Annotated in this window: 25 protein-coding genes, 1 tRNA gene and 1 pseudogene; 16 read left to right on the forward strand and 11 right to left on the reverse strand. The window is 68.6% G+C overall.

All coding sequences use genetic code 11. The features are described 5' to 3' along the window. Positions 1-661: 661 nt before the first annotated feature. Positions 662-1,660 carry a DUF4241 domain-containing protein gene (locus AB0I59_RS29290; RefSeq protein ID WP_358138051.1) on the reverse strand — a complete coding sequence of 333 codons (999 nt, stop codon included), beginning with the start codon at positions 1,658-1,660 and terminating at the stop codon, positions 662-664. A 500-nt stretch (positions 1,661-2,160) separates the two neighbouring features. On the opposite strand from AB0I59_RS29290, the gene AB0I59_RS29295 reads away from it, so the two are divergent. Both AB0I59_RS29295 and AB0I59_RS29300 read left to right on the forward strand, forming a co-directional pair. After that, positions 2,161-2,550, forward strand: coding sequence for a pentapeptide repeat-containing protein (locus tag AB0I59_RS29295; RefSeq protein WP_061260135.1), 390 nt, complete (start codon positions 2,161-2,163; stop codon positions 2,548-2,550). A gap of 673 nt (positions 2,551-3,223) precedes the next feature. Next, a complete protein-coding gene (locus AB0I59_RS29300; RefSeq protein WP_358138054.1) occupies positions 3,224-3,790 on the forward strand; it encodes a hypothetical protein in 567 nt (188 codons plus the stop codon). A 1,281-nt stretch (positions 3,791-5,071) separates the two neighbouring features. Here the strand turns inward: AB0I59_RS29300 and AB0I59_RS29305 are convergent. Further along, positions 5,072-5,461 (reverse strand): hypothetical protein, encoded by a 390-nt coding sequence (locus tag AB0I59_RS29305; protein ID WP_061260132.1) that lies wholly within the window; start codon positions 5,459-5,461, stop codon positions 5,072-5,074. 78 nt (positions 5,462-5,539) lie between these two features. On the opposite strand from AB0I59_RS29305, the gene AB0I59_RS29310 reads away from it, so the two are divergent. The 4 genes and pseudogenes from AB0I59_RS29310 (at position 5,540) to AB0I59_RS29325 (ending at position 7,560) form a co-directional block, all read left to right on the forward strand. Further along, positions 5,540-6,106: a replication initiator gene (locus AB0I59_RS29310; protein ID WP_358138058.1), complete on the forward strand. Its 567-nt coding sequence runs from the start codon at positions 5,540-5,542 to the stop codon at positions 6,104-6,106. A gap of 53 nt (positions 6,107-6,159) precedes the next feature. Continuing rightward, positions 6,160-6,354: a helix-turn-helix domain-containing protein gene (locus AB0I59_RS29315; protein WP_061260131.1), complete on the forward strand. Its 195-nt coding sequence runs from the start codon at positions 6,160-6,162 to the stop codon at positions 6,352-6,354. A gap of 167 nt (positions 6,355-6,521) precedes the next feature. After that, a pseudogene (locus AB0I59_RS29320) lies at positions 6,522-6,701 on the forward strand (tyrosine-type recombinase/integrase); the annotation flags it as partial. Positions 6,702-7,134: 433 nt separating this feature from the next. After that, the gene (locus tag AB0I59_RS29325) at positions 7,135-7,560 is read left to right on the forward strand and encodes a tyrosine-type recombinase/integrase (protein WP_358138265.1); all 426 of its coding nucleotides are present in this window, start codon (positions 7,135-7,137) and stop codon (positions 7,558-7,560) included. 58 nt (positions 7,561-7,618) lie between these two features. Here the strand turns inward: AB0I59_RS29325 and AB0I59_RS29330 are convergent. The 4 genes from AB0I59_RS29330 to AB0I59_RS29345 form a co-directional block, all read right to left on the reverse strand. Next, positions 7,619-7,694, reverse strand: a tRNA-Arg gene (locus AB0I59_RS29330). 200 nt (positions 7,695-7,894) lie between these two features. Beyond that, the gene (locus AB0I59_RS29335) at positions 7,895-8,359 is read right to left on the reverse strand and encodes a MaoC family dehydratase (RefSeq protein ID WP_358138061.1); all 465 of its coding nucleotides are present in this window, start codon (positions 8,357-8,359) and stop codon (positions 7,895-7,897) included. A gap of 11 nt (positions 8,360-8,370) precedes the next feature. After that, positions 8,371-9,201, reverse strand: a complete 831-nt coding sequence (locus AB0I59_RS29340; RefSeq protein ID WP_061260128.1) for an SAM-dependent methyltransferase — start codon at positions 9,199-9,201, stop codon at positions 8,371-8,373. 307 nt (positions 9,202-9,508) lie between these two features. Continuing rightward, positions 9,509-10,018, reverse strand: a complete 510-nt coding sequence (locus AB0I59_RS29345; RefSeq protein ID WP_061260127.1) for a VOC family protein — start codon at positions 10,016-10,018, stop codon at positions 9,509-9,511. 119 nt (positions 10,019-10,137) lie between these two features. On the opposite strand from AB0I59_RS29345, the gene AB0I59_RS29350 reads away from it, so the two are divergent. Then, the gene (locus tag AB0I59_RS29350) at positions 10,138-10,350 is read left to right on the forward strand and encodes a hypothetical protein (protein WP_061260126.1); all 213 of its coding nucleotides are present in this window, start codon (positions 10,138-10,140) and stop codon (positions 10,348-10,350) included. Between the two features lie 114 nt (positions 10,351-10,464). On the opposite strand, the gene AB0I59_RS29355 is transcribed toward AB0I59_RS29350, so the two are convergent. Further along, positions 10,465-11,631, reverse strand: coding sequence for an ROK family protein (locus tag AB0I59_RS29355; protein ID WP_358138065.1), 1,167 nt, complete (start codon positions 11,629-11,631; stop codon positions 10,465-10,467). 100 nt (positions 11,632-11,731) lie between these two features. Between AB0I59_RS29355 and xylA the strand changes: the two genes are divergently transcribed. The 5 genes from xylA (at position 11,732) to AB0I59_RS29380 (ending at position 17,477) form a co-directional block, all read left to right on the forward strand. Beyond that, a complete protein-coding gene (xylA, locus tag AB0I59_RS29360) occupies positions 11,732-12,877 on the forward strand; it encodes a xylose isomerase (RefSeq protein WP_358138068.1) in 1,146 nt (381 codons plus the stop codon). Next, positions 12,874-14,298, forward strand: coding sequence for a xylulokinase (gene xylB / locus AB0I59_RS29365; protein WP_358138071.1), 1,425 nt, complete (start codon positions 12,874-12,876; stop codon positions 14,296-14,298). Before xylA ends, xylB begins: the two co-directional genes overlap by 4 nt. Before the next feature lie 93 nt (positions 14,299-14,391). Next, positions 14,392-15,081, forward strand: coding sequence for a DUF998 domain-containing protein (locus tag AB0I59_RS29370; RefSeq protein ID WP_063818958.1), 690 nt, complete (start codon positions 14,392-14,394; stop codon positions 15,079-15,081). Positions 15,082-15,198: 117 nt separating this feature from the next. Then, positions 15,199-17,100 carry a sensor histidine kinase gene (locus tag AB0I59_RS29375; protein ID WP_358138074.1) on the forward strand — a complete coding sequence of 634 codons (1,902 nt, stop codon included), beginning with the start codon at positions 15,199-15,201 and terminating at the stop codon, positions 17,098-17,100. Then, positions 17,097-17,477, forward strand: a complete 381-nt coding sequence (locus AB0I59_RS29380) for a DUF742 domain-containing protein (RefSeq protein ID WP_061260120.1) — start codon at positions 17,097-17,099, stop codon at positions 17,475-17,477. The genes AB0I59_RS29375 and AB0I59_RS29380 overlap by 4 nt, the downstream gene beginning before the upstream one ends. Before the next feature lie 23 nt (positions 17,478-17,500). On the opposite strand, the gene AB0I59_RS29385 is transcribed toward AB0I59_RS29380, so the two are convergent. Genes AB0I59_RS29385 through AB0I59_RS29400 form a run of 4 tightly spaced genes read right to left on the reverse strand, consistent with a single transcriptional unit; the run spans position 17,501 to position 21,327 of the window. Continuing rightward, positions 17,501-18,079, reverse strand: coding sequence for a GTP-binding protein (locus tag AB0I59_RS29385; RefSeq protein WP_061260119.1), 579 nt, complete (start codon positions 18,077-18,079; stop codon positions 17,501-17,503). Next, complete coding sequence (locus tag AB0I59_RS29390) at positions 18,060-18,428, reverse strand: DUF742 domain-containing protein (RefSeq protein ID WP_061260118.1); 369 nt, start codon at positions 18,426-18,428, stop codon at positions 18,060-18,062. The genes AB0I59_RS29385 and AB0I59_RS29390 overlap by 20 nt, the downstream gene beginning before the upstream one ends. Before the next feature lie 32 nt (positions 18,429-18,460). Continuing rightward, a complete protein-coding gene (locus AB0I59_RS29395) occupies positions 18,461-18,859 on the reverse strand; it encodes a roadblock/LC7 domain-containing protein (RefSeq protein ID WP_061260117.1) in 399 nt (132 codons plus the stop codon). Next, on the reverse strand, positions 18,856-21,327 hold the full coding sequence (locus AB0I59_RS29400; RefSeq protein WP_358138079.1) for a sensor histidine kinase: 2,472 nt from the start codon (positions 21,325-21,327) through the stop codon (positions 18,856-18,858). The genes AB0I59_RS29395 and AB0I59_RS29400 overlap by 4 nt, the downstream gene beginning before the upstream one ends. Positions 21,328-21,512: 185 nt before the next feature. Here AB0I59_RS29400 and AB0I59_RS29405 point away from each other — a divergent pair, with 185 nt between their 5' ends. The 4 genes from AB0I59_RS29405 (at position 21,513) to AB0I59_RS29420 (ending at position 25,708) form a co-directional block, all read left to right on the forward strand. After that, on the forward strand, positions 21,513-22,346 hold the full coding sequence (locus AB0I59_RS29405; RefSeq protein WP_061260181.1) for an SDR family NAD(P)-dependent oxidoreductase: 834 nt from the start codon (positions 21,513-21,515) through the stop codon (positions 22,344-22,346). 72 nt (positions 22,347-22,418) lie between these two features. Then, positions 22,419-23,669, forward strand: a complete 1,251-nt coding sequence (locus AB0I59_RS29410) for an acyltransferase family protein (protein WP_358138082.1) — start codon at positions 22,419-22,421, stop codon at positions 23,667-23,669. A 342-nt stretch (positions 23,670-24,011) separates the two neighbouring features. After that, positions 24,012-24,191 carry an NfeD C-terminal domain-containing protein gene (locus AB0I59_RS29415; RefSeq protein WP_358138085.1) on the forward strand — a complete coding sequence of 60 codons (180 nt, stop codon included), beginning with the start codon at positions 24,012-24,014 and terminating at the stop codon, positions 24,189-24,191. 32 nt (positions 24,192-24,223) lie between these two features. Continuing rightward, positions 24,224-25,708, forward strand: coding sequence for an SPFH domain-containing protein (locus AB0I59_RS29420; RefSeq protein ID WP_358138088.1), 1,485 nt, complete (start codon positions 24,224-24,226; stop codon positions 25,706-25,708). Positions 25,709-25,735 lie beyond the last annotated feature (27 nt).

Here is a 25,735-nt window from a genome sequence, read left to right on the forward strand (position 1 = left end):
CGACTGATCATCCCGTATGCCGTCGACCCGCCCGCAGGGGAAGCAGGGCGAACCCGGCTTGGTCGGCACAAGCTGACCGGTCTCACCTTGGCCCAGGTCGATGCCCTCTGGCAGGCCAAGCGGGAGAAGGGCTACAGCGCGGACAGTGTCCGGATCACGCGCGCCGTTCCACAAGGCGCTAGGCAAGCGGAGCGGGAAGTACTGGTTGCTCGGAACACCGCCCAACGCACCCGGGGTTCCGTCCTTCTCTTCGAGTAGCACGTCATGGTTACCGACTCCGCCGCATGCCCCTGTTTCCCCGTGCGCGCTGCACCGGCCAGCGGCCCCGTCCGTGTCGTTGGGAAACCGGTTCGGGTCGTGGTCCCGGAAGATCTTGACGATGGTGGATTCCATCTATCCACGGCCTGCCGGGGGATGTTGTCCGTCAATGGGCTGAGTGGCCGCGACCGTCCGCTTTTCAGGCGGACCAATCACCTGTCCGGCTGCTTCGACACGAGGTCAGAGTGCTGCATGGCCGTTGGCGTGTGCTTGTGGTGGCTGACGTTGTCGTCACGGTTGTCGTCAAGTACACCACCGTTGTCTCCCGCAAGAGGTGGCACGCGGGGGATCGCGCCATGGATCTCCGCTCCTCACTCACCATCAGCCGACCGACCTCGGGCGCTCAGGAGTCTGCAGGGAGCAGTTCGATGCGGACCCGCAGGAGGGTTCCGTCTTCGGTTCTTTCGGCGTAGACCGGGAAGAATCCGTCGCCCCAACCAGTCATGAAGGTCAGCACTTGGGCGCCGCCGACCTCGATCTGTCCGGCCTCGTGGGGCGAACGGTCGATCTGGCGCATGATCTGCCAGTGGTGAGAGTGGGGGCGGAAATCCCACGCCAGCCTCCGGTCGGGTCGGGCCTGCTTCCACCCCTCGATCTCGTGAATACGCGCAATCGCCTCATGGATCGGAAGGTCCAGCCATCCGTATTTGGACGGCTCATCGGCCACTGCCGACACCTGAAGGTCGACAGCGGCGAAGGGCCCGCTTGCTCCCCAGAAGACCGCGTCCGCCAACCCGTCCAGAGGCTCTTCATGGACCCATGAACTCAACCCGTCAGCATCGGCGAGCATGATGCGAGCCCAGTCGACCCCGACCTTCCCCAGCAAGTGCCGCTGGGCGACGGCGCCGTCGTTCACCTCGACGGTCACGCTCTCCCACCCGGCGCCAAAGTCGAAGGCTTTCTCATGGCCGACGACCGGCAGCGCACGTGCACGTGGGAGACCGCCCAACACGACCACGGGAACTCCCAGCATGAGGAAGGAGTCGCCGGCAACGCACCGCCGTACTCGCTCACGATGGGGAACCGCGGGCTCCACCAGGACGAGATCGGCACGGAGACCGTGAGATCGGCAATGCTCCGCGAACAAGGCAGTGAATTCGGCAACCCCATGCTCGGGAATGTCATACAACCAGCGACCTGGTTGCCGATCAAACGATGTCGCGGCCACGGTCGCATCAGGACCCACGATCTCGAGGTCCACACAGAGAAGCAGTTCGCCCTCGTCATTCGTGTATGACGGGCTGGAATCGCCGGACCACATCCCGAGATATCCCGTGTCCACGATCACCAACTCCCCTGAGGGGAGGGTGACGGCCCCAAGCTCGACCTGCTTTGCAGTCATGACAGCGACCGGTGGCGTCGAGACGTGAGGAGGGAAGGCCTGGGGAGAGGCCCGCCGTACATGACGTTCTCGCGTGGGTCATGTAGTCGCACAGCGGGAGTATGGCAGGGCGTGCCGACAGGGATGCTGCGGCGACTGTTCGAGGGCACGCAACGGGCACGGCATGGCCGTCAAGACATGTGCTCAGTCCCACCAGTCGGCACCGGTCTGCCAGCGCTGAACCTGTCCCGCGTCAAGAAGTTGGCTCACGAAACCCGGTCTGAATGTTGGGGATGCAGACCTGGGTCGATGTAGACCTCGATCGGGCGATGCCCGCCGAGGGCCTCATGCGGACGGATATCTCGCCGGCCAGGACCGACAACACGATCCGGATCTTGTCTTCGACAGGGAGCTGCGGGGGACGACTCACGATGCGTCTCACTTCCAGGCTCAGGAGACCCAACTAACTCCTGCGCCACTAAGTCTGACGCGCGACAGCACGACCCCGGTGCACATGGGTCGTGGCGTGCGATGCATCCACGATCATCCGTCTCGTTGCCGCCCACCTACGCGAAAGCGCACCCATCTCCTGGATCGGAGCCGACCTGGATTTCACCGGGGTCGTCTTCGACAATGGCACCGACTTCACCGGTGCGGTGTTCTCCGATGGCCGGGTCTGGTTCGGCGGTGCGGTGTTCTCTGGTGGCCGGGTCTCGTTCAACGACGCGGAGTTTTCCGGCGGTCAGGTCGACTTCACCCGGGTAGCCGACTGGTCCCATCCTCCCATCGATCTTCCAGCTCAGGCTCCTGGGCTAGATCTGCCACCCCAGCCCGTCGCCAGATCGGTCGAAGAGGACACCGAGCAGACCAAGACAGGGGATGGAGCGGGGAGCCCGGAGCCGATGCCGTAGACCGTCTTCGACGCCTGTAGTGCCTCGGGGCCGTTGTTGGGTCCAGATAAGAAGCGTCATTCCCACGAACTACGATTCGGGCGCCCGCGCCTCGGTCAGGTTCGAGGAAACACATACGTCTGCCATTCGGCTTGCAAGGACCTGAGCAGTAGGCCTCGGCTGCTGAGAGCTTTACCGAGGGGACCGGGGCGGAGTGGAGCTGCGGAGTCACCCTGTTAGCAAGGGGCCTGGGTGATCTAGAAAGCAAGAAGGCCCGTTCCCAGGTTTTCCCTGGTGACGGGCCTTCTTCGTCTGGCGCGGCCGGGAGGACTCGAACCCCCAACCTTCTGATCCGTAGGTCCACAAACGATCTTCAGGACCGTTCAGGATCGTTCGCCGCGCTGGTCGGCGGCGGCCCCGCTGTTCAGGTTCGTACGGCTCAGTTCGCGATCGTCCGCTCGGGTGGCTCCCAACCTGGCTCCCAAACCGGGGCGGTGACCGCTTCCTATCAGGACCGTCCAAGCCGTGATCAGGAGCCCCCGACCCGGTCCTGAGTGGTACTAGACGGACGTGGCTGTGAGCCGTTGTGTGCCTCTGTTGCAGTACTCGTTGCAGTACCGATGTTCCGTGATCATCCAGGACAACTCGAAAATCAGATGAGCATCAGACGCAGGAAGTGGGACGATCCGGAACCATGGCTAAGGGGACGATTCTCACGGACCTGAAGAAGGCAAGGCGTTCCGGTGAACCCGTAAGGGTCAGCCGTGAGATCGACTGTGCGGATCGACTTAATGCTTACGTGGTGGGCATAGGCCGCAAATGGGCACTGCTGCACACGATCTCTGACCAACTTCATCTCGACGGCTACTCGGCTGTACGCCTCCGCGACATCGAGCACGCCACACGCTCAGGCTGGAAGGGCTCGACCATGACCCATCACGCCCTTATCTTGCGCGGGGAGCACCCCCAGCCTTTGGCAGGGATCGACCTGGATTCCACCACGGGCCTGATCACAACGTTGACCAAGGCGTTTCCTCTCATGGCTGTCTACATCGAGAGGATCGACCCAGATGTCTGCTATATCGGTCGTGCTCGCGGGATCACTCGGAAGAAGCGACTGCGTCTCCAGGAGATCGGACCGGCGGCGGACTGGGCACTCACATGCTCCTCGGACAAGACGACGGACATCACGCGGATCGACGTCGGTGGCGGGTACATCGATGCGCTCCACGCAGTCGGCGGAGATCCACCAGAGTGTTGATTCTCGACGGTGCAGCGTCTCTTACCCGGAACGCACACCACCAGTTTGGAAGATTTCGGCTCATGATCCCCTGACGTGCTCCGGCTCTGGTCAGATGCCGTATGGCCCTGCCGGCGAGTCTCCGTGATTCCCCCTTGATCACCGCCCCATCGGACGCGGCGGGCACGCGCGCCCGCCGACGACGGTTTTACAGGGCGTCGCGGTTGAGACCTCGAAAAGCTTGCTGACCTGCGGCCGAGCGGCGCCCCGGCCTTCTTCCAAGGAAGCGCGTTCCGGGCATATTCCGGATGTTGCAACCTACGCCTCCCACGCCGGAACCTGCGGATTAAAAGAAGTCGATTCGATCGAGGTCGAAAGCTCTGAGCTGGCAGTGTGGCGTTCTTGGACGTCCGCCGATTTCCGCCGTCGTTCGGCTTCTTGGCTGTACGCGTGGCTGCAAATCCCGCGAATCGCCATCCTGGGTTACTCGGGCCACGAAGACCATATCCGCCATAGATCGGCCGGAGATGTATCCAAGTCGCTCAGGAGCGTAATCAGGACAGCAGTGAGCCGCGAGAAGATCGCCACAGACGATCCCAGCTCGCCGTGGCAGGCGGCAGTGAGTCTTAAGGGCACTCCGAGCAAGTTCGCAGTTCTGATGACGACTTCCTCGTACTCGGGCACCAAGCCGTGAACGATCGTGTCGCATCCCGTACCCACATCAGGAAGATAAGGAAGCGTCGCCAGATCGAGCACAACGCCTCCCGTCGCCCGAATCTCGCCAGCCAAGAGCCCGTAGGAACTGGGGTGGCCAAGTCGACCGCGGAACTCGACGGCCAAGCAGCCGCCTGAGACAGGGAACGAGTCTGAGCCGCCAGACCAGACGGTCAAGCGGGTGAGACTCGGCTGCTTGTAGATAACGCGCAGCAACCCGGTGCTCATACGGACAGTCTCCGGAATCTTGGCGGGGACCCGCATGCCTTTCCCTCCTGATCTTCCCGTCTGCCTCGACCCACCGCGAAGCGGCAGCGGGCCAGCGACGGAGGGGCAAGCCCGTCTTCGCGTGTACGCGAGCCGGTCGCCGTTCCTCGGTCATGGGATGCCAACGGTCACAGACGGGCTTGAGCCGTAGGAGCCGGTCTGCTGGGCTTGCCTGGGTCGTGGCGGGCGGGACGATCAGGCTTCCACCTCAGCCAGCTACGGACATGGCTCATGCGCGTGCGCTCATCCCGGAGCCGAGGCCCCCGCCGGAGGCAAGGGCTCGTGAATGCAGAATCGCCCTATGCGCTGCGATGGATTGCGTCAGTAGGTGCTGTGGTGACTGCGGAACGCGGCGGCGGCCGGACCGTTCTGGCTGGAGATCCACTCGTCGAAGTCTTCGCGGCGATGGTGGGGGTCGGCGGGTAGCAGGCGGATCTGTGGATATTCGTCTATCCACCAGATGTAGAACTCCATCTGGGTTCCTTCGAGGGGCCAGTGGGTGGTGTCGCGGGGCAGTAGAAGGACGTCGACGAAGCCGCCGATTGGGAGGTCGACATCCACGCCGATGCCTATCGCGCCGGGGTGGGGAACCCAGACGACGGTGCCGCTGAGTCGTTGGGCGAGCTGCAGCCGGGCCCGTAACTGGTTCCAGACGTCTTGACTGGCCGGAAGGTAGAGGAGGCGCCCGTCTACGTGTCGCCATGGCCGCATGATGCAGCAGGATAGCGGCCCGCTATCCCGCCGCTGGCGGCCCGAGCTGCTGGCGGCCGGGACCGGCCCCCAGGCCGCATGCCCGGCCGCCGAGCGGGCGTAGGGCCGCGAGGCGGCGCGGAGCGCCGCCGTCTTGACGTCCAAGGCGTGTTGGCCGGGACCACCGATGCGGATACCTGCATCCGGTACCTGTCGAAGTACCTGACCAAGTCCATCGGGGATGCGATCGACCCGGACGACTCCGCGCAACGGGAGCACGCGGAACACCTCGGCAACGCCCTCCGCTATGAACCATGCTCGCCTACCTGCCCGAACTGGCTTCGATACGGCGTCCAGCCCAAGGGCGCCAAACCGGGCATGGCCCCAGGCCGCTGCCGCGGCAAAGCACACAAGCCCGAACACCTCGGCTACGCCGGACGCCGCGTTCTCGTCTCCCGGAAGTGGTCGAACAAGACCCTTACCGAGCACAAGCACGACCGCCGTACCTGGGTCCTGGAAGCCCTCGGCCTCCCAGACGAACCCGTCGATCCGCACCGCTACGTCTGGCGGCCGGTCAAGCCCGGTGACCCCGGCCTCGACCCCATAGGCGTCCGGCTCCTGCGCTCGGTCCACGAACGCCAGCGCTGGCGCAACCACATGAATTAGCTCCAAGCCCAAGCAGACGGACAAGAACTTTCGGCAATCAGAGAGGAGGCAGCGTGACAGGTGATCTTTCTCCCTTGCTCGTCCGGCCGGAGAGGGCGGCGGAACTCCTCGGCATCGGCCGGACCAAGGTCTACGAGCTGATCCGCTCGGGGGCTCTCCGTTCTGTTCGCATCGGAGGTCTCCGCAGAGTTTCGGCAACTGCCCTCGCCGAGTTCGTCGTCCATCTGGAAGAGGAGGAAGCAGCGTGAGCAGCAGGAAACGCGGCCAGAACGAGGATTCGATCCACAAGGACGGCGACCGGTGGCGCGGTGCTGTCTCGCTCGGCTACGGCCCAGACGGGAAGCGACGCCGGAAGAAGGTGTCCGGCAAGACACGGGCCGAGGTCGTCGAGAAGATTCGCAAGATCAAGGAGCTCATGGCCAAGGGCCTGCCGGTCCCGGATGACAAGCTCTCGGTGGGTGACTTCCTCGATCGTTGGTTGGCGAACCTGCCCGGTCATGTCGCCGATTCGACCCTGGACGACTATGAGGACACTGTCCGGCTGCATCTCAAGCCGGGGCTTGGCCGGCACAAGCTGACCGGCCTCACCGTCGCCCAGGTGGATGCCTTGTGGCAGGCCAAACGGGAGAAGGGCTACAGCGCGAACAGCATCCGGATCATGCGCGCCGTACTCCGCAAGGCGCTTGGGCAGGCAGAGCGGGAGGGGCTGTTGGCTCGGAACGTCGCGGCGCTCTCAATGCCGCCGCGCATCCGGACGGAAGAGGGCCGGACGCTGACCGTGGACCAGGCGCGCATGCTTCTCGATGAGGTGGCAGAGCATCGAATGGGCGTGCTCGTCCTCCTGTCGCTCGTGTTCGGCCTTCGCCGTGGGGAAGCGCTCGGGCTGATGTGGAGCGGGTTCGACCCGGACGCCCGTACTCTCCGGATCACGCACGCGGTCAAGCGGATCAAGAACCGGGACCCCGACGCGTCCCGCAAGACCAAGCTCGTGATCAACGAGCTTAGGGAAGTCACGCCGGACGCTGTCCCTGACGCCCGAACTCGTCGATGCACTCAAGAGACACCGGAGCGCGCACAACAAGGAACGCCTTCAGGCGGGCGAGGAGTGGACCGAACGCGGGTTGATCTTCCCCACAGCTTTCGGCAACCCGTCCGACCCGGACACCTTCTCGCACCTGTTCTCCAAGCTGGCCAAGAAGGCGGGGCTCGGGCACCGGCACCCGCACGAACTCCGGCACTCGGGGGCCTCACTCATGCTCGCCCAGGGGACCCCGTTGCACGTCGTCTCCGACGTCCTCGGCCACGCGAGCATCGCGATCACCAAGGACGTGTACGGGCACCTCATGGAGGGCGACAAGCGGGCGGCGACTGAGGCCATTTCAAGCGCCCTGCTGGGCAAACCGAAGCGGGTGGCTCCCAGGGTGGCTCCCAACGAGGGGGAAGAGATCGGGTGAGCCGGGAATACAAGAAGGTCCCTGGAGGCGTAATGCCTGCTCAGGGACCTTCTTTGTCTGGCGCGGCCGAGAGGACTCGAACCCCTAACCTTCTGATCCGTAGTCAGATGCTCTATCCATTGAGCTACGGCCGCTTGCGACGTCAGTAATCATAGCGGCTTCTGCGGCATGCTCCGAACTGGATTTGCGGCGTGCCGTCGCGGGATCGCTCCCGTACGCCGCCTCCCGGCCTTCCTTCGCCGTGCTGGCGGGGGTTCCGTACCTGGTCAGGCGTTGTACGGCGGGCTCAGGGCGGCGGGGCGAGGCCGGGAAAACGGGACCGACGAGCCGCGGATCAGAAATCCTCGGCGGGGACGTAGAGGGAGAGAGCCTCGGCGACGCAGGAGGGCCGGTCCGCTCCCTCGACCTCGATCGTGACCCGCAGGGTCGAGAGGGTGCCGGAGGGCGTGCCCTTCACGTCGAGGATCTCGGCGCCGGCGCGGATGCGCGCCCCCACCGGCACGGGGCGTGGGAAGCGGACCTTGTTCAGCCCGTAGTTGATGGCCATGCGCAGGCCATCGACCCGGTAGAGCTGCTGCATGAGGGACGGCAGCAGGGACAGCGAGAGGTACCCGTGGGCGATTGTGCCACCGAACGGGCCGTCCTTGGCCCGAGCAGCGTCCACGTGGATCCACTGGTGGTCGTCGGTGGCGTCGGCGAACAGGTTCACCTGGTTCTGGGTGATCTCACGCCATTCGGTGTAGCCGAGGTGCTCGCCCTTGGCCGCCTTCAGCTCGGCAAGGCTGGTGAAGATACGCATAAGCCAGCACTTTACGGTTTCCGAGCCAGGCCGCCCAAGGCGCCGTGGCGCATGACGCCCTGCTCGGCCCGGTCCATCGGCGACGGACGCCACTCGGTGAGCGGCACCAGGCCGGGCTCGACGAGCTCCAGTTCACCGAAGTACGTGAGGATCTCCTGGTGGGTCCGCCATCGGCCGCTTCCCAGCTTCTCGTGCAACAGCTTCTGGACCATCGCGGCCCGCCGGGCGGCACCAGGGTGCGCGGGGCCGGGGTTGTGGAGATGGGAGATGGCGAGGTGACTGCCCGGGGGCAGCGCGTCGCGCAGCCGGGCGGTCACGCCCGCGGGATCGTCCTGGTCCCCGAGATGGTGCAGGACCGCGAAGAGCAGCAGCCCGACGGGTTCACTGAAGTCGATGAGCCTTCGTACGCCGGGGTGGTCGATGATCTCGCTCGGACGGCGGAGGTCGGCCGCGACGACGGAGGTCGTACGGGTGGTGGCGAGGACAGCCCTGGAGTGGGCCAGCACCATGGGGTCGTTGTCCACGTAGACCACCCGGGCCTTGGGCGCGATGGTCTGGGCGATCTGGTGGACGTTCTCCCGAGCGGGCAGGCCAGAGCCGATGTCGAGGAACTGGCGGATGCCCGCCTCTCCGGCCAGGTAGTGCACCACGCGCCGGATGAACTCCCGGTTGGACCGGACCACCTGACGGGCGTCGGAGGCGATCCGCAGTGTCATCTCGGCCACCTGGCGGTCAGCGGCGAAGTTGTCCTTGCCCCCGAGCATGTAGTCGTAGACGCGCGCGACGTTCGGCCTGGACGTGTCGATGTCGGGCGGCGCGTGATCCTGGTCCCAGTCAGCCACGGCTCGTCCCTCAGAGACATCGATCAGTAACAGATCACCGCAAAGCGTAACGTGCCGGTGGCGAAATGTCCCGACTGAATATCGGCTGTCAATGGGACCCCGTGTCCGGCCGGCTCCGACGTCCCGAAGCTGTCCCCGGCCGCGCCTCGGCCGGGGTTCAGCCATGCCTGCCCTGCCACGGCCGGTGAGCCTCCCGTGCGGCCCGTGCGGCCCGGGCAGCCCGGACAGCCGAGGCGGCAGTGCGGGCCAAAACGGCGTGGTGGCCGGGAGAGCCGACCACCGTGATCGACCTGTACGGCCGGAGCGGTCACGCGGGGACGGAGACTCCGACGCCGCCCCGCGTCTCCGCGCCGTACCGCTCCAGCTCCTTGGCGAGGTCCAGTGGCCTGACGCGCGCGCGGCCCGCGAGGGTCTCGTCGTCGATCAGGGCGAGCGGGACCAGCCAGGACACCTCGAACTCGAGCCCGTCGGGGTCCCTGGCGTACAGGGCCTTGGTCGTGGAGTGGTCCGAAGCGCCGACGAGCGCGCCCATCTCGCTCAGCTTCACCGCGACGCGCTGCAGCTCGGCCAGCGTGTCCACCTCCCACGCGAGGTGGTAGAGCCCGACGGCCGACCGGCCGGCGGGGGACGGCGCCGCCTGCGGGCCCAGCTCGAAGAGCCCGAGGTCGTGGTCGTTCGCCGAACCGGAGGCCTGCAGGAACGCCGCCCCGGGGCCGCCCATGACGACGCGGAAGCCGAGGGCCTCCTGGTAGAACGCGACGCTCGCCGAGACGTCCCTTACGTACAGCACCGCGTGGTTGAGTCGCTGAACCGGCATGGCCCCTCCCGAAAATAATTGAACTCTCAATTATTCTACGCGACGCGGCGGTCACGGAAACTGTCGGTGGCAGGCCGTACGGTTGCCAGCGGACTGGAGCCGACGGAGGGGGCGCTTTCATGATCGCTGACCGGGTCACCCAGGAGCACGAGGCCAATCTGACCCTGTTCCGGGTCGTCCACGAGGTGGCGGTGCGCCATGCCGGACGGCCGTTTCACGAGGTGCTGCCCATCCTCCAGGGGAGCCTTCCGCCCGTTCCTGGCCTGGACGAGCCGGAGGTTCGCCGCATCGCCGAGCAGATCAGCGTGGGCCGCGATCCCTCGGGCCTCTGAGCCGCCGAGTTCCGGTGCTCAGCCCGAGGTCAGGTGACGCGGGAGTGCGCGACGGAGTGTCCGGCGCGGGCGTGACATGCCGGGCTCGGCGTGGGGCTGGCGCGCGGAGCCGGGTCAGGCGTTCAGGAGCGCGGCGGGGTCGGCGATGACCTGCTGGATCACCTGCCCGGCCGCGCCCAGGGTCGCTGCCTCCGTGCCGAGCCGGGAGACCTCGACGGACGGCACGACCTCCCGCATCTGGCCGAGCCTGGCGGCCAGCGTCTCGGTCACCACGCCGCCGATCCACGGGAAGAGTGGCGCGTAGATCCCGCCGAGCACGATCGTGCCCGGGTCCACGAGATTGACGGCTGAGGAGAGGGCGACGCCGAGGGCCCACCCCGCACGCTCGCAGGCGGCCAGCGCGTCCCGGTTGCCCGCGTCGAGCTCTGCCAGAAGCCCGGCGATCCCCGCACCGAGTTCGGCGTTGGCGGCGGCCAGCAGGACGTCCTGCCCGGCGTACGTCTCAAGGCATCCGTGTCCCCCGCAGCGGCAGGGCGGGCCACCGGGGGAGACCACCACGTGCCCGAGCTCTCCGGCGAATCCGTGGAAGCCCCGGAACAGCTCGCCGCGTACGATCAGGCCCGCGCCGACGCCGATCTCTCCGGATACGTGCAGGAAGTCCGGATGTCCGGCGCCGAACCACAGCTCGCCCAGCGCCGCGAGGTTGGCCTCGTTGTCCACGCGCAACGGGAACGGCGTCCGCAGCGGCGAGAGCAGCGGCACGTCCCGCCATCCCAGGTTCGGCGCGCTGTGGACGGTGCCGGTCGCCAGGTCGACCGTCCCGGGAACGGCGAGCACCCCGCCGACCACGCGAAGCCCGCTGTCCACAGCTTCGTCCACAACCGAAAGCGCCAGATCCTGCAGTATCGCTATGACATCCCCAGGCGAGGTCATCCGGTTGTCCACAGGCTGTGTACGGCGGATCCGTACCGAACGGGAGAGATCGACGACGCGCGCGGCCAGGTAGTCGACGTTGATCTCCAGGCCGATCGCGGCGACCCGCCGGCCGCTGACCCGCACCTCCATGCCGGGGCGCCCGCGCTCACCAACCCTGACGACGCCGGTCTCGATCACCAGCCCGGCCTCGATCAGGTCGCCGACCAGTTTCGACACCGTGGTCTTGGCCAGTCCGGTGATCTCGGCGAGCGCGGCACGCGTCACCGAGCCCCGCGCGCTGACCTCGCCGAGGACGAGCGCCAGATTGCGCGCGCGCATCGCGTCGTGCCGGACCGCCTGTGCCATCGCACCCACTTGACCTGTCGCGCGGCGGACGGCCCTCTTGACCTGCCGCCGGTGACGCCGGATATTTAGTCCATAACTTAGACTAATTCGGAGGCGCCACGTGTACACACCTACCCCCGACGACCGTTTCACGTTCGGCCTGTGGACGGTCGGCTGGCAGGCGCGCGACCCGTTCGGCGACGCCACCAGGGCCCCGCTCGACCCGGTGGAGAGCGTCCACCGGCTGGCCGAGCTCGGTGCGTACGGTGTGACCTTCCATGACGACGACCTGCTGGCCGTCGAGCCGGACCGGGACCGGGCCATCGCGAACTTCAAGGGCGCCCTGGCCGAGACCGGACTCAAGGTTCCGATGGCCACGACGAACCTCTTCACCCACCCGGTGTTCAAGGACGGTGCCTTCACCAGCAACGACCGCGACATCCGCAGGTACGCCCTCAGGAAGGTCATCCGCAACATCGATCTCGCCGCCGAACTCGGCGCCACGACGTACGTGTGCTGGGGTGGCCGTGAAGGAGCGGAGTCCGAGGCCGCGAAGGACATCAGGGCCGCGCTCGACCGCTACAAGGAGGGCCTGGACCTCCTCTGCCAGTACGTCGTCGACAAGGGCTACGACATCAGGTTCGCGATCGAGCCCAAGCCCAACGAGCCGCGCGGCGACATCCTGCTGCCCACGATCGGCCACGCCCTCGCCTTCATCAACGAGCTGGAGCACTCCGAGCGGGTCGGCCTCAACCCCGAGGTGGGCCACGAGCAGATGGCCGGGATGAACTTCGCGCACGGCATCGCCCAGGCGTTGTGGCACGGCAAGCTCTTCCACATCGACCTGAACGGCCAGCACGGGCCGAAGTACGACCAGGACCTGATCTTCGGCCACGGCGACGTCAAGAACGCGTTCTTCCTCGTGGACCTCCTGGAGCACGGCGGTTACGACGGCCCACGGCACTTCGACTACAAGCCGCTGCGCACAGAGGACGCGGCGGACGTGTGGGACTCCGCCGCGGCCAACATGCGCACCTACCTCATCTTCAAGGAGAAAGCCGTGGCGTTCCGGGCCGACCCCGAGGTCCAGGAGGCCCTGGCCGGCTCCCGCGTGACCGAGCTGGCGCAGCCGACCCTGGCGCCCGGCGAGACCTACGAGGACCTGGCCCGGGACGACTTCGACCTGGACAAGGCGGCCGAGCGCGGCTTCCACTTCACCCGGCTCAACCAGCTCGCGCTGGAGCACATCCTCGGAGTGCGTGGGTGAGAACCCTCGTCGCCGGCGTCGACTCGTCGACGCAGAGCTGCAAGGTCGTGATCAGGGACGCCGAGTCCGGAGCCCTGGTCCGCCAGGGCCGCGCTGCGCACCCGCAGGGCACCGAGGTCCACCCGGACCACTGGTGGGCGGCGCTCCAGGAGGCGATCGAGCGGGCCGGTGGCCTCGACGGCGTCGCCGCCGTGAGCGTCGCGGCGCAGCAGCACGGCATGGTCTGCCTGGACGAGCGGGGAGACGTCGTACGGCCCGCGCTGCTCTGGAACGACACCCGCTCCGCGCGGGCCGCCCGGGACCTCGTCGAGGAACTGGGCGGCCCGGAGCGGTGGGCGGAGGCCGTGGGCAGCGTCCCGGTCGCCTCGTTCACGGTGAGCAAGCTGCGCTGGATGGCCGAGCACGAGCCGGAGAACGCGCGCCGCACCGCGCAGGTGTGCCTGCCGCACGACTGGCTCACCTGGCGGCTCGCGGGCTCCCCGGACACGATCACGACGGACCGCGGCGACGCGTCCGGGACCGGCTACTGGTCACCCGCGACCGGCGCGTACCGCACCGACCTGCTGGAGCTGGCGTTCGGCGCGGTCCCGGCCCTGCCCCGCGTCCTCGGTCCCGCCGACGACGCGGGAACCATCGCGGACGCCGGAATCGTCGAGGACGCGGCGACCGTCGCACGAGCCGGAACCCGCGCTCCCGTACGGCTCGCGCCCGGCACGGGGGACAACATGGCGGCGGCCCTCGGCGTGGGAGCGCGGCCGGGCGACGTCGTGGTGTCCGTCGGCACGTCCGGTACGGCCTTCGCGGTCGCGGATGCTCCGTCGAGCGACCCGAGCGGCGCGGTCGCGGGCTTCGCGGACGCCACGGGCAGGTTCCTGCCACTGGTCTGCACGTTGAACGCGGCGCGGGTGCTCGACGCGGCCGCCCGCCTGCTGCGGGTCGGCCCCGCGGAGCTCGACGAACTCGCCCTGCAGGGTCCTCCGGGCGCCGGCGGCCTGGTGCTGGTGCCGTACCTGGAAGGCGAGCGCACGCCGAACCTGCCGGAGGCGACCGGCTCGCTGCGGGGGCTCACGCTCGCCACGGCGACACCGGCGCACCTGGCCCGCGCGGCGGTGGAGGGCATGCTGTGCGGGCTGGCCGACGCCCTCGACGCGCTCGGCCTGGATCCGCGACGGGTGCTGCTGATCGGCGGAGGCGCCCGCTCGGAGGCGGTACGGCGGATCGCCCCCACGGTCTTCGGCCGTCCGGTGCTGGTGCCGGAGCCGGGGGAGTACGTGGCCGACGGGGCCGCGCGGCAGGCCGCCTGGTCGCTGGCGGGCGGGACGGAACCACCCGAGTGGGCGGCGGGGAGGACGGCGGTCTACGAGGCCGCGCCGACCCCCGGCCTCCGCGAGCGCTACGCGGACGCGGCGGCCCGCCCCTGAGGTGACCCTGATGCCGTCTCGGGGGGCGGCATCAGGGGCGGGTAGGGAGTTCTCCGGATGGTCGGCGCCGATCTTTCGCGAGATTCTCAAATCATGGTCAAGAGGCTCTATCCGATGATTGCCTGCGGCGGCATCGTGACCGCCGTCGTCGCGGCCGTCGTGGGACAGATCGATCCGGATCCGTACCTGGATCCGATCAACCTGACGCTGAGCGACTACGCCGTGCTCGATCGCAGCGGCGCGACCGAGGTCGCCATGGTCGTCCTGGGCCTGAGCTCGCTCGCGCTGCTCGCCGGGATGCGTGCCGTACGGGCGCCGGTCTCGGGCTGGCCGGAGCGGCTCATGCTCGTGTGGAGCCTCGCGCTCGTGGTCGCGGCGATCGTTCCCACGTCGGCGATCGCCGAGGGGATGACCTGGGCGGCGCAGGTGCACCGGTACGTCTCGGTGGCCGCCTTCGTCAGCCTGCCCGCCGCGACCGCCCTGCTCGTCGGCAGATTCGCCGCGGACGATCGCTGGAAGGCGGTCGCCCGCCCGGTCGAGTGGCTGACGCTGGCCTCGGGCATCGGGCTCGCCGCGATGACCTATCTCGCCCTGCCCGGTCACGGGCTCATGATCGGGCTCGTGGAGCGGGTGTTTCTGACCGTCGAGGTGACCGTTCTCGGGGTGCTCGCCGTACAGCTGGCACGGCTCGCGTGGAAGGATGCCTTTCTCGATCAGGCCGCGGCCGTCGGAAATATCGCCCGACGTGCTGACCAGGTGCTTCACCGGCTTCGTGGCATATAAGAGGTATATAGAAATTGGATCGGTTCACTGCTAGCCTTTCCGTCGATCTTTTAAAGATCGAGAAGAGGGCGTATGGCGGCGAGCAGGTCCATTGGATTCAAGATCACCCTATTGCTGGTGATCCCGTTGGTCTCGCTTGTCGCGCTGTGGATCTTCTCCGCCTCCCTGACCGTCGGTGACGCGTTCCGGCTGCTCAACGCCTCAACGGTCTACAGCAGCGTCGGCGAGCCCGCCCACGCGCTGGCCACGGAGATCGAACGCGAGTACCTGCTCTCCGCCCAATATCTGGCCTCCCGCTCGGACGTCGACCGGAGCGACATGTTCGCCCAGCGGGCCGTCGTGGACCGGGCGCGCACGCGGATGCGTGAGCTCGTCGCGGACGGCGACGCGGAGTCGATGCTCATCGACGCGAGCAGGAAGCCCTACGAGGACATGAAGAACGCGGCGGCCCGGCTCGACACCGTGCGGATGGAGTTCGACGCCGGTCAGCTCGACCTCGCGAACCTGGGCGAGAACTACGAGACCTTCCCCGACGCCTCGCAGCGCTTCTCCGTCGTCGCCGCCATGGGCACCGTCGTCACGACCGCACAGCAGGGCCGCAGCCTCGTCTCGATCGCGGGCGCCCAGCACGTGCTGGCCAAGGAGCGGGCGCTCGTGGCCGGCGTGCTCGGGCAGTCGAGAACGTTCACCGACGCGGAGAAGCTGAGGTTCGCCCAGCACGTCACGACCCGCAGGGTGCTCTTCGACCAGGGGATGAACGAGCTCGACGACGAGCTGCGCGCGCCGCTCGATGTCCTCGCCAAGTCGGAGGCGTACCGGCAGGTGACGAACCTGGAGGACCGCCTCCTCCAGGGCGAGGTCACCGGCCAGGTCTCGCCCGTCCTGTGGCGGTCCGTCGTCGACCGGGTGGACAACGCGTACACCAACGCGCTCAGCAAGGCCGGGGCGGTGTACAACGCGCGCAACGAGCCCGCCGCGATCGGCGTCTTCGTCCGCGCCGGCGCCGCCGGACTGCTCGGCCTCGTCGCGGTCATCGCCTCGCTGATCATCTCCATCCGGATGGGCCGCGGCCTCACCCGCGAACTCGTCGGGCTGAAGGAGGCCGCCACCGAGCTCTCGGACGTACGGTTGCCGCGGCTGGTCCAGCGCCTGCGGCGCGGCGAGAAGGTGCGCGACGTCGAGGCGGAGGCGCCCCCGCTGGAGCCGATCGGCAGCACCGGGGAGGTGCGCGACGTGGCCGCCGCGTTCAGCGCCGTCCAGCACACCGCGGTGGAGGCGGCGGTGGACCAGGCACGCACGCGCGAGAGCGTCGGCCAGGCGCTGCGCAACCTCGCCCGCCGCAGCCAGGGACTGCTCCAGCGCCAGCTCCGGCTGCTCGACGCCATGCAACGCCGCACCACGGACCCGAGCACGATGGAGGACCTCTTCCGGCTCGACCACCTGACGACCCGGATGCGCCGCCAGGCGGAAGGACTGATCGTCCTCGCCGGAGGGTCGCCCGGCCGCACGTGGCGCAGGCCCGTGCCCGTCGCGGACATGCTTCAGGGCGCGGTCGCCGAGGTGGAGGACTACACGCGGGTCCGGGTGTACCCCATGTCCGAGGCCGCGGTCTCCGGGAGCGCGGTGGCCGACATCATCCACCTTTTCGCCGAGCTGATCGAGAACGCCGCGGCCTACTCGCCGCCGCACACCGAGGTCTCCCTGCGCGGAGAGTCGGTGGCCAGGGGGTACGCGGTCGAGGTCGAGGACCGGGGGCTCGGGCTCTCCGACGAGGAGATCGACGCGATCAACCACATGCTCGCGAGCCCGCCCGAGCTCGACCTCGCCGACACCGACCGGCTCGGCCTCGTGGTGGTCGCCCGGCTCGCCTCCCGGCACGGGGTCCGCGTGGAGCTGCGTCCCTCGCCGTTCGGCGGAACCACCGCGATCGTGCTGCTGCCGGCGACTCTGCTGGCCGCCACGGGCGACGACGACCCGGAGCCCGTACGGCTCGGCATCCCGGAAGGAGCGGGCACGTGACCGATCACGAGCACTGGGACGAGGACCTGGTCGAGGACGGACCGGTCGTCCGGGCCTACGCCCTGACCAAGGGGCGGGTACAGCCCACGTCCGCGGCCACGCTCGATCTGGTCGCCGTGGTCGTCGCGACCGGCGCGGCCGTGCCGTACCACGCGGACCTCGGGCGCGAGCATCTGCGGCTGCTGGACCTGGTGCGGCGGGCCCGGCCGCTCGCCGACGTGGCGTCGGACGCGGGGTTGCCGCTCGGCGTCGTCCGCGTGCTGGTCGGCGACCTGCTGGACCACGGGCTGATCCTGGTACGGCCGCCGGCGCCGGAGGCGTCCCGACCCATGGAGAGCATCCTGCTGGAAGTGATCAACGGCCTGCGCGCCCTGTAGGCGCGCGGGCCGTCGCACGCGGCCTACTTGCTCTGCGCGGCCGTCAGCGTCTTGAGGGCGTGCTCGACGAGCGTGACGAGGACGACCTTGGCCGAGGCGCGCCGCCGTACGTCACAGAGAAGCACGGGCACCTCGGGGTCGAGGTCCAGGGCCACCCGGACGTCGTCGGGCTCGTGCTTGTCCGCGCCGTCGAAGCAGTTCACCGCGACGATGAACGGCGTCCCGCGCTGCTCGAAGTAGTCGATCGACGGGAAGCAGTCCGTGAGCCGGCGGGTGTCCGCGAGGACGACCGCTCCCAGGGCGCCGTAGGACAGCTCGTCCCACATGAACCAGAAGCGTTCCTGGCCGGGCGTGCCGAACAGGTAGACCACGAGGCCCTCGCGGATCGTGATCCGGCCGAAGTCCATCGCCACGGTGGTGGTGGTCTTGCCTTCCACCCCGTCGACGTCGTCGACGCCGACCCCGCGGTCCGACAGGACCTCCTCGGTGCGGAGGGGACGGATCTCGCTGATCGCGCCGACCAGCGTGGTCTTTCCGACGCCGAAGCCGCCGGCGACGAGGATCTTGAGGGCGACCGGCTCCTCAGAGGGCGCGAAGGCCATTGATCACTTCCTTGAGAATGTGCGCGCTGGGCAGCGGCGCCACTTGGGCGGGTGGTCGCACGCTGATCAGCTCATGGTCGTGCAGATCCCCGAGAAGGACGCGGACCACACCGAGAGGCAGATCGATCTCGGACGCGATGTCCGCGACGGACATGGGTTCCCTGGTGATCGCGAGGATCCGGCGTTGCTCCGGACCGACGCCGCTGTCGTCCTTCACCTGCCCGTCGGTGGCTGTCACCAACGCGATGAGGTCGAAGTCGTCACCGGACGACCGCGTACGGCCTCCTGTCAGCGCGTATGGCCGGACGATGGGACCGGCCTCCTCGTCAAGCCATTGCGGTTCCGTCACGCCTCCTCCTCGGGGCCCTCGATATCGGCGGGTTACCGGCGGGGGTTGGTCGAGATGTGCTGGCCGACACGCTTGACCAGCATGGCCATCTCGTAGGCGATGTGGCCGACGTCCGCGTCGGAGGCGGCCAGCACGGCGAGGCAGGTGCCCTGCCCGGCGGCGGTGACGAACAGGAACGCCGACTCCATCTCGACGATGGTCTGGCGCACCTCGCCTCCGCCGAAGTGCCGTCCCGCGCCGCGTGCCAGGCTCTGGAAGCCCGCGGCGACGGCGGACAGGTGCTCGGCGTCCTCGCGGCTGAGTCCCTGCGAGGCTCCGACGACGAGGCCGTCAGTGGAGAGGATCACCGCCTGGCGGACGGCGCCGACCCTGCTGATGAGATCGTCCAGCAGCCAGTTCAGTTCGCCGGCCGATGCCACTTTGCTGGTCATTCGTCACCCTTCTCGCCTTGCGTGTTACCGGAATTGTCGTCCGCGTCCTCACGGCCTCGTTGCGCCCCCTGCTGGAAGGCGGCGAACGTCGCCCTGACCTGCTCCGGCGAGCGTTCCTCTGTGACCGGGACAGGCGCGGACAGCGGCTGGGACCGCTCGCGGAGCTGGGGGGCGATGTTGGCCTGCCGGACCCGCCGGGGGAGGCCGGCGTGCGTGCCGCTCGCACCGGAGGCCCGGCGGCTGGGCAGCCCCGAGTCCTTGCCTCGGCTCGGCAACCCCGAGTCCTTGCCTCGGCTCGGCAGCCCCGGCTCGGAGCCGTTCTGCACGATGCTGAGGTTGCGCACCCGGCTCTCCTCGTGGCCGTCCTCGCGCGCCGCGGACGGTACGGGCTCGCCGCGCTGCGCGGCCGGAGTGAAGAACGGCGACCGGTCCGACGCCGGCGGGTTCGTCCCCAGACCCAGACTCGGACCCGGGTCCGTCGGGGCCGGAGCTGCGGCCATCGGAGTGGCAGGAACGACCGGGGCGTCCGGGTGTGTGGTCGCGGGGCCGCCCATGATGGCGGCCGCGGACATCGACCCGGTGACCGGGCCAGGCGTCACCGTGCCGGTGATGGCCTCCGACGCCACCGAGCCGGTGATGGCGGGGGGCACGCCGTCCTTGGCCACCAGCTCGCGTGGGATGAGGATGATCGCCGTCGTGCCGCCGTACGGCGAGGCGCGGAGCACCACGCTGATCCCGTAGCGCGAGGCGAGCTGGCTGACCACGAACAGGCCGAGGCGGTCGCTGTCGGCCAGGTCGAACTCCGGCGGGGTGGCCAGCCGCTCGTTGATCGTGGCGTACTCCTCGGGGGCGAGCCCGAGACCGCGGTCCTCGACCTCGATCGCGAGGCCGTTGGCCACCAGTTCGCCGCGTACCTGCACCCGGGTCTGCGGGGGAGAGAAGATCGTCGCGTTCTCGAGCAGCTCGGCGACCAGGTGGATCAGGTCGGTCACCGCCGAGCCGGCCAACGACGCGTTCGGCATCGGCATCAGCGTGATGCGGGTGTAGTCCTCCACCTCGGCGATCGCGGCGCGTACCACGTCGACCACGGCCACCGGCTTGCGCCAGGAACGGCCGGGAGTGGCGCCGGACAGGATGATCAGACCCTCGGCGTGCCGCCGCATGCGCGTGGTGAGGTGGTCGAGCCGGAACAGGTCCTCCAGGCTCTCCGGGTCGCCCGCCCGGCGCTGCATCGTGTCGAGCAGCGTGAGCTGGCGGTGCAGCAGGCCCTGCTTGCGCCGGGCCAGGTTGAGGAAGACCTGGTTGACGCCGCGCCGCAGGGCGGCCTGGCCGACCGCCGCCTCGACCGCGGTGCGCTGCACCGAGCTGAAGGCGTGCGCGAGGTCCTCGACCTCGGACGACCCGTGCGCCTCGATCGGCGGCGCCTCGGTGTCGACGTCGACCTCCTCGCCCTTGCGCAGCCGCTCGACCACGTTCGGGAGGCGGATGTCGGCGAGTTCGAGTGCGGCGTGCTGGAGCCCGGCGAGGTCGCGCACCAGACGGCGGCCGAACCGGACGGAGAAGATGATAGTCGCGATCACCGCGATCAGGCCGACGCCGCCCGCGACGGCGATCCGGATCATGATGCCGCCCGCCACGGACGCCGCGCGCTCGCTGAGCGCGTCGGACGCCTTGATCCGGGCGGTGTCCAGGCTGGTGAAGAGCGCGTTCGTGGTGGACTTCCACCGGGCCGCGTCGGTCGGGAGCGGCCCGCCGGAGCGCACCTGGTCGACGATCCGATCCTCCAGGCCGGTGAACTTGTCGAACAGCTCGGAGGTCAGCACCTCCTCGTACGGCCGGCGCATGCCGCCTTCGAGGATCGGCCGGTTCTTCTGGTACAGGAAGCGGCGGGTGGCCACCCACTCGCTGAAGGCGTTGTGCTCCTGCTGGCTCATCTGGCCCCGGGCGAGCGCACCGCGGATCAGGGCGTCCTCGCGGGCGATCATCTCGTACGCGTTGCCCATCGCCTGCATGGCGCTGCCCTGCTCGTGGATCCCGAGATCGGGGACCGAGACCATCCGCGCGTAGACGGCGAACAACTCGTCCACGATCTGGTTGTACGCGGTGAGCGCGTCGAGCCGGGTGTACTTGCCGAGCGCCACGGACTCGCGGACGGAGGTCAGGCGGCCGAGCGCCTCCACCAGGCTGTCGACCGGGACCCGCAGCTCCTCGCCCATGGAGTCACGGGCTTCGTCGTCGTTCGCGGCCTTGATGAACTTGTCCACGGAGGCGCTCGTCTTGAGCTGCTGCGCGCTGAGCGCGGTGGACGTGGTCTGGCCGGAGCTGAGCGTGTCGGCGGCGACGGCGCGCTCGGCCTGGAGCTGGAGGCCGAGGTCGGTGGAGGTCACGCCGACGGTGTCGTAGAGCTTTCCGGAGCGTACGAGGGCCAGGCCGTCGCTGACGGTCAGATTAAGGACAAACCCCCACAAAGCGCTCAGAGTGAGCAGTGGCAAGAGCAGCAATAAGAAGATCTTGAACCGAATCGACCGGTTTCTCGAACCCATGGCCACTCCTGCAGTGCGTGGAGGTCGCGCCGCATTTATGGGGAAATGCACCTCCGGAAGATCGCACAGGAGACTAGCACCGATACAGTTCGAGCGCATTGGAGGACCTGATGAATACTGTCATTACCGGGGCAAGCGACGGAATTGGGGCAGCGTCCGCGCTGGAGCTCGCCCGCAAGGGACACCAGCTCATCCTGGTGGGTCGAACCCCGTCCAAGCTGTCAGCGGTCGCGGACCAGGTGGCCGCGATCACGGGCAGCCGGCCCGGCACGCTGACCGGGGATTTCACCTCGTTCGAGGACGTGCGCCGGCTGGCCGCGGAGCTGCTCGACCGATGTGAGCGCATCGACGTTCTGATCAACAACGCCGGGGTCATGTCCACCAAGCGGCAGCACACCGCCGACGGACACGAGTTGATGATCCAGGTGAACCACCTGTCGCCGTTCCTGCTGACGAACCTGCTGCTCGACCGGATCAGGGAGTCCTCCGGCCGGGTTGTCACGACCTGCTCGCGCGCCGCCAAGACCGGCCGGCTCGACCCGGCCGACCTGTCGCGGGAGCGGCGCCGGTGGAGCGGATGGCTGCAGTACGGCGACTCCAAGCAGGCGAACGCCCTCTTCACGGTCTCCCTCGCCGAGCGCGGGATCGCCGCCACCTGCCTGCATCCCGGAGTCATCCGGACCGGGTTCGCGCCGGGAACGTTCCTCATGAAGTTGGTGCTCCATGTGCCGGGGATGGGGGAGTCGGTCGAGGCGGGTGCCGCCAGGATCACCCACCTCGCCACGCACCGGGACGGCGTCGACCATCCGGGCCGCTACTTCGCCGGGAACGTCCCCGTCACCGTGCCCGGCCAGATGGCCGACCCGGAACTCGCCGCGGCCCTCTGGTCCGCCAGCCTCGCCGCGACAGGGTCGGCGAACGACAGGTCCTCGGCCTCCGGGTGACGGAAGTGTTCGGGCAATGTTCGGCCGTCGTTGCCTGCCCGTGTGCGGGGGCCGTCGCTAGCGTCCGGCTCCGTGACCGTCCCCGCCGCTCCTCCTGACGCTCCCGACGCTCCCGCCGAAGCCTCCGGCACGCCCGCCGTCGCTCCCGACGCCTCGGCGGGCACCGAAGTCTCGGCCCGCACCGAGGCCCCGGTATGCATCGACGCCTCGGCCCGCAGCGAAGCCGCCGCCCGTGCCGGCTCGTCGGCCGTCCCCACCGGCTCTTCCCCGCCGGTCGCCGCCCCGGCCGCCCCGGCCGGTACGGCCCGCGTGCGGGACCCGTTCCTGGACAACGCCAAGTTCCTGGCCATGGTCCTGGTGGTCTCCGGGCACCTGATCGAGGACCTGCGTGACGTGGAGGTCGCGCATGCCCTGTACTTCTTCGGCTACCTGTTCCACATGCCGCTGTTCATCATGGTCAGCGGCTATCTGTCGGGAAATTTCGCCTTCTCGCCGGGCAAGGCGAGAAAGCTGATCAGCGGGCTGGCCGTGCCGTACGTGATCTTCGAGGTCGCCTACTCGCTGCCCAGGTTCTTCCTGTACGGCAAGCTGGAGATCAGCCTGCTCGATCCGTACTACCTGACCTGGTTCCTGATGGCGTTGTTCCTCTGGCGGTTGTCCACGCCGGTGTGGCAGCAGCTCCGGTGGCCGCTGGCGGTGGCGGTGGGGGTGTCGCTCCTCTCCGGGACGAGCGCGCTGCCGGACGAGCTGTCCATGAACCGCACGCTCGGGCTGCTGCCGTTCTACGTGCTCGGGCTGATGCTCAGGCCGCGGCATCTGGAGTCGCTCAGGAGGCCCTGGGCGCGGGCCTGCGGGGCGCTGGTCCTCGCCACGGGGGTGGGCGTGGCCCTGGCCGTCCATCGCGCCGTGCCGACCGAGTGGATCCGCTGGAGGCACGCCAACACGGTGATCGGCGTGGACGATCTGACCGGAACCCTGATCAGGCTCGCCATGCTGGCGACGGGAGCGCTTCTGGTCATGGCGTTCCTCGCGGTCACCCCGGCCGGCCGTACCTGGTTCACCGGACTCGGTGCCGCCACCATGTACGCGTACCTGCTGCACGGGTTCGTGGTGAAGGTGACCGAACGGTACAACGATGTTCTCGTCGCCCCGCTGGGTGTCGCCGTCATGATCCTTTTCGGGGTGGTCCTCTCGGCGGTCCTGTGCACGGCCCCGGTGCGGCGGCTCTTCCGGTGGGCCGTGGAGCCGGACGTGTCCTGGGCCTTCACCCGGCTCCGGCGCCCGGGGCGGGGCGGTCCCGGCCGGTCGGCGGGCGCGGTGTGACGCCATATTCCGCCGGAATCCCGATCGGCCGCGAAAATCGGGTGGTTTTCCGCGAGAATCCGCCGTTAAATCAGCGGGAAACGGTAAGCGCCGCAGAAATTCGCAGAACATAACGCTCACATCTCGATGTAAGCGGTTGTGTTGCGATATCGGAACGTTTCACGAGTGGTGTTCGTTGTCCGGGTCGATGGCATGTGGCCGTGGACGTCGTATGTCATCCGGGGCGGCCGTCGGTGGACGCGTCGCCGCGTGATGACGTACTGCACGAATTCGGGGTAACGTGCGCATTCGCGGTGCAAGTGAAGACGACGGGGTGACGCGGTGGTCGGCAGGCAGGGCAGGGTGACGGGCAAGATCGGTCCGGGCCTTGTCGGTGAAGTGATGGTGCCGATCCGCGGGGGTGTCGAAGCGTTCTACGCACATCCGAACCTTCCGGAGGAGGAGATCCCGGTCGGGTCGCTCGTTGTCATTGTCGAGTATTCGCCACCGCGTACGGTCTACGTCACGCGCGCGATCGCCTGACCCCCTGTTCCCCCCTGGAAGTGGAGGCGTAGATGCCCACGGAATTCCTGGTTTTCGGCGGCGTGATCGTTGTCGCCCTCATCGTCATCATCCTGTTGTTCAAAGCCGTCTGGCGGGTGGCCGAGCCCAACGAGGCGCTCATCATCTCGGGCCTCGGCGCCCATACGAAGAACGAACTGGCCGACAGCCTCGGCTTCAAGATCATCACAGGTAAGGGAACCGCCGTGCTTCCGGGGTTCCAGACCGCCCGCCGGCTCCGCCTGGACAGCCGGGCGACCAACCTCCAGGTGTCCTGCGTGACCCAGCAGGGCATCCCCGTCCAGGTGCGCGGCGTGGTGATCTACAAGGTCGGTGACGACTTCAGCAGCATCGCGAACGCCGCCCGCCGCTTCCTCGACCAGCAGGACTCGATGAACGGCGCGATCCACGAGCTGTTCACCGGTCACCTGCGCTCGATCACCGGCAACCTCACCGTCGAGGACCTCATCCTCAACCGCGAGCGGCTGACCAGCGAGACGCGCAGCTCCGCGGCCGACGAGATGAGCAAGCTTGGCCTGGTCGTCGACTCGCTGCAGATCCAGGAGATCGACGACGAGACCGGTTACATCGTCAACCTCGGCAAGCCGCACGCCGCGAGGATCGCCGCCTCGGCCCGCATCGCCGAGGCGCAACGCGACCAGGAGGCCACCGAGGCCGAGCAGGTCGCCGCGGCGAGGAAGGCCGCCGCGATCCGGGAGTCCCAGATCCAGCAGGCCGGTTACCAGGCCGAGGTGGACCAGGCGGCGGCGAAGGCCCGGCAGGCCGGCCCGCTGTCGGAGGCCACCGCCCGCCAGGAGGTCGTCGTCCAGGAGACGAGGGCGGCCGAGCTGGAGGCCCAGCTCTCCGAGCAGCGGCTCCAGTCCCAGGTCCGCAAGCCCGCGGACGCCAAGGCGTACGAGACGGTGACGCTCTCGCAGGCCGATCGTGACGCCCGCATCGCCCAGGCCGAGGCCGAGGCCCGCGAGACGGAGCTGCGCGCCGCCGCCCAGGCGTCCCAGGTGAAGCAGGCCGCGGCGGCCGACGCCGAGTCCGTACGGCTCCGCGGCGAGGCGGCCGCGGCCGCGACCAGGGCGACGGGTCTCGGTGAGGCCGAGGCGGCGAAGGCGAGAGGTCTGGCCGAGGCCGAGGCGGCCAAGGCGAAGGGCCTCGCGGAAGCTGAGGCGGCCAAGGCGAAGGGTCTGGCCGAGGCCGAGGCGATCCGCGCCAGGTCCGAGGCGCTGGCCGAGAACCAGGAGGCCGTCATCGCCCAGCAGCTCGCCGAGAACTGGCCGCAGATCGTCGAGGCGGGCTCCAAGGCGTTCGGCAACGTCGACCACATGGTCGTGCTGAACGGCGCCCAGGGCATCGAGGAGATGCTCGCCAAGGCCCTCACGCTCGGCGGCACCGGTCTGGGCCTGGCCCGCACCCTGCTCGCCGGCGGCACCCCCGCGAGTCTCAACGGCGCCGAGCCCAAGAACTCCGCGGACACCGCCTCCTGACCTCGCACGTTCACTGAAGGCACACGG

It is taken from the genome of Microtetraspora glauca (genome assembly GCF_040656155.1).
In the GTDB taxonomy this organism is placed as follows: Bacteria; Actinomycetota; Actinomycetes; order Streptosporangiales; family Streptosporangiaceae; genus Microtetraspora; species Microtetraspora glauca.

What these genes read in the sequence shown, in the direction of transcription:
- AB0I59_RS29290 (WP_358138051.1), bottom strand. Translation starts at nt 1,660, where the DNA reads ATGACTGCAAAGCAGGTCGAGCTTGGGGCCGTCACCCTCCCCTCAGGG.
- AB0I59_RS29300 (WP_358138054.1), top strand. Translation starts at nt 3,224, where the DNA reads ATGGCTAAGGGGACGATTCTCACGGACCTGAAGAAGGCAAGGCGTTCC.
- AB0I59_RS29305 (WP_061260132.1), bottom strand. Translation starts at nt 5,461, where the DNA reads ATGCGGCCATGGCGACACGTAGACGGGCGCCTCCTCTACCTTCCGGCC.
- AB0I59_RS29310 (WP_358138058.1), top strand. Translation starts at nt 5,540, where the DNA reads ATGCCCGGCCGCCGAGCGGGCGTAGGGCCGCGAGGCGGCGCGGAGCGC.
- AB0I59_RS29335 (WP_358138061.1), bottom strand. Translation starts at nt 8,359, where the DNA reads ATGCGTATCTTCACCAGCCTTGCCGAGCTGAAGGCGGCCAAGGGCGAG.
- AB0I59_RS29345 (WP_061260127.1), bottom strand. Translation starts at nt 10,018, where the DNA reads ATGCCGGTTCAGCGACTCAACCACGCGGTGCTGTACGTAAGGGACGTC.
- AB0I59_RS29350 (WP_061260126.1), top strand. Translation starts at nt 10,138, where the DNA reads ATGATCGCTGACCGGGTCACCCAGGAGCACGAGGCCAATCTGACCCTG.
- AB0I59_RS29355 (WP_358138065.1), bottom strand. Translation starts at nt 11,631, where the DNA reads ATGGCACAGGCGGTCCGGCACGACGCGATGCGCGCGCGCAATCTGGCG.
- AB0I59_RS29370 (WP_063818958.1), top strand. Translation starts at nt 14,392, where the DNA reads ATGGTCAAGAGGCTCTATCCGATGATTGCCTGCGGCGGCATCGTGACC.
- AB0I59_RS29385 (WP_061260119.1), bottom strand. Translation starts at nt 18,079, where the DNA reads ATGGCCTTCGCGCCCTCTGAGGAGCCGGTCGCCCTCAAGATCCTCGTC.
- AB0I59_RS29395 (WP_061260117.1), bottom strand. Translation starts at nt 18,859, where the DNA reads ATGACCAGCAAAGTGGCATCGGCCGGCGAACTGAACTGGCTGCTGGAC.
- AB0I59_RS29405 (WP_061260181.1), top strand. Translation starts at nt 21,513, where the DNA reads ATGAATACTGTCATTACCGGGGCAAGCGACGGAATTGGGGCAGCGTCC.
- AB0I59_RS29420 (WP_358138088.1), top strand. Translation starts at nt 24,224, where the DNA reads ATGCCCACGGAATTCCTGGTTTTCGGCGGCGTGATCGTTGTCGCCCTC.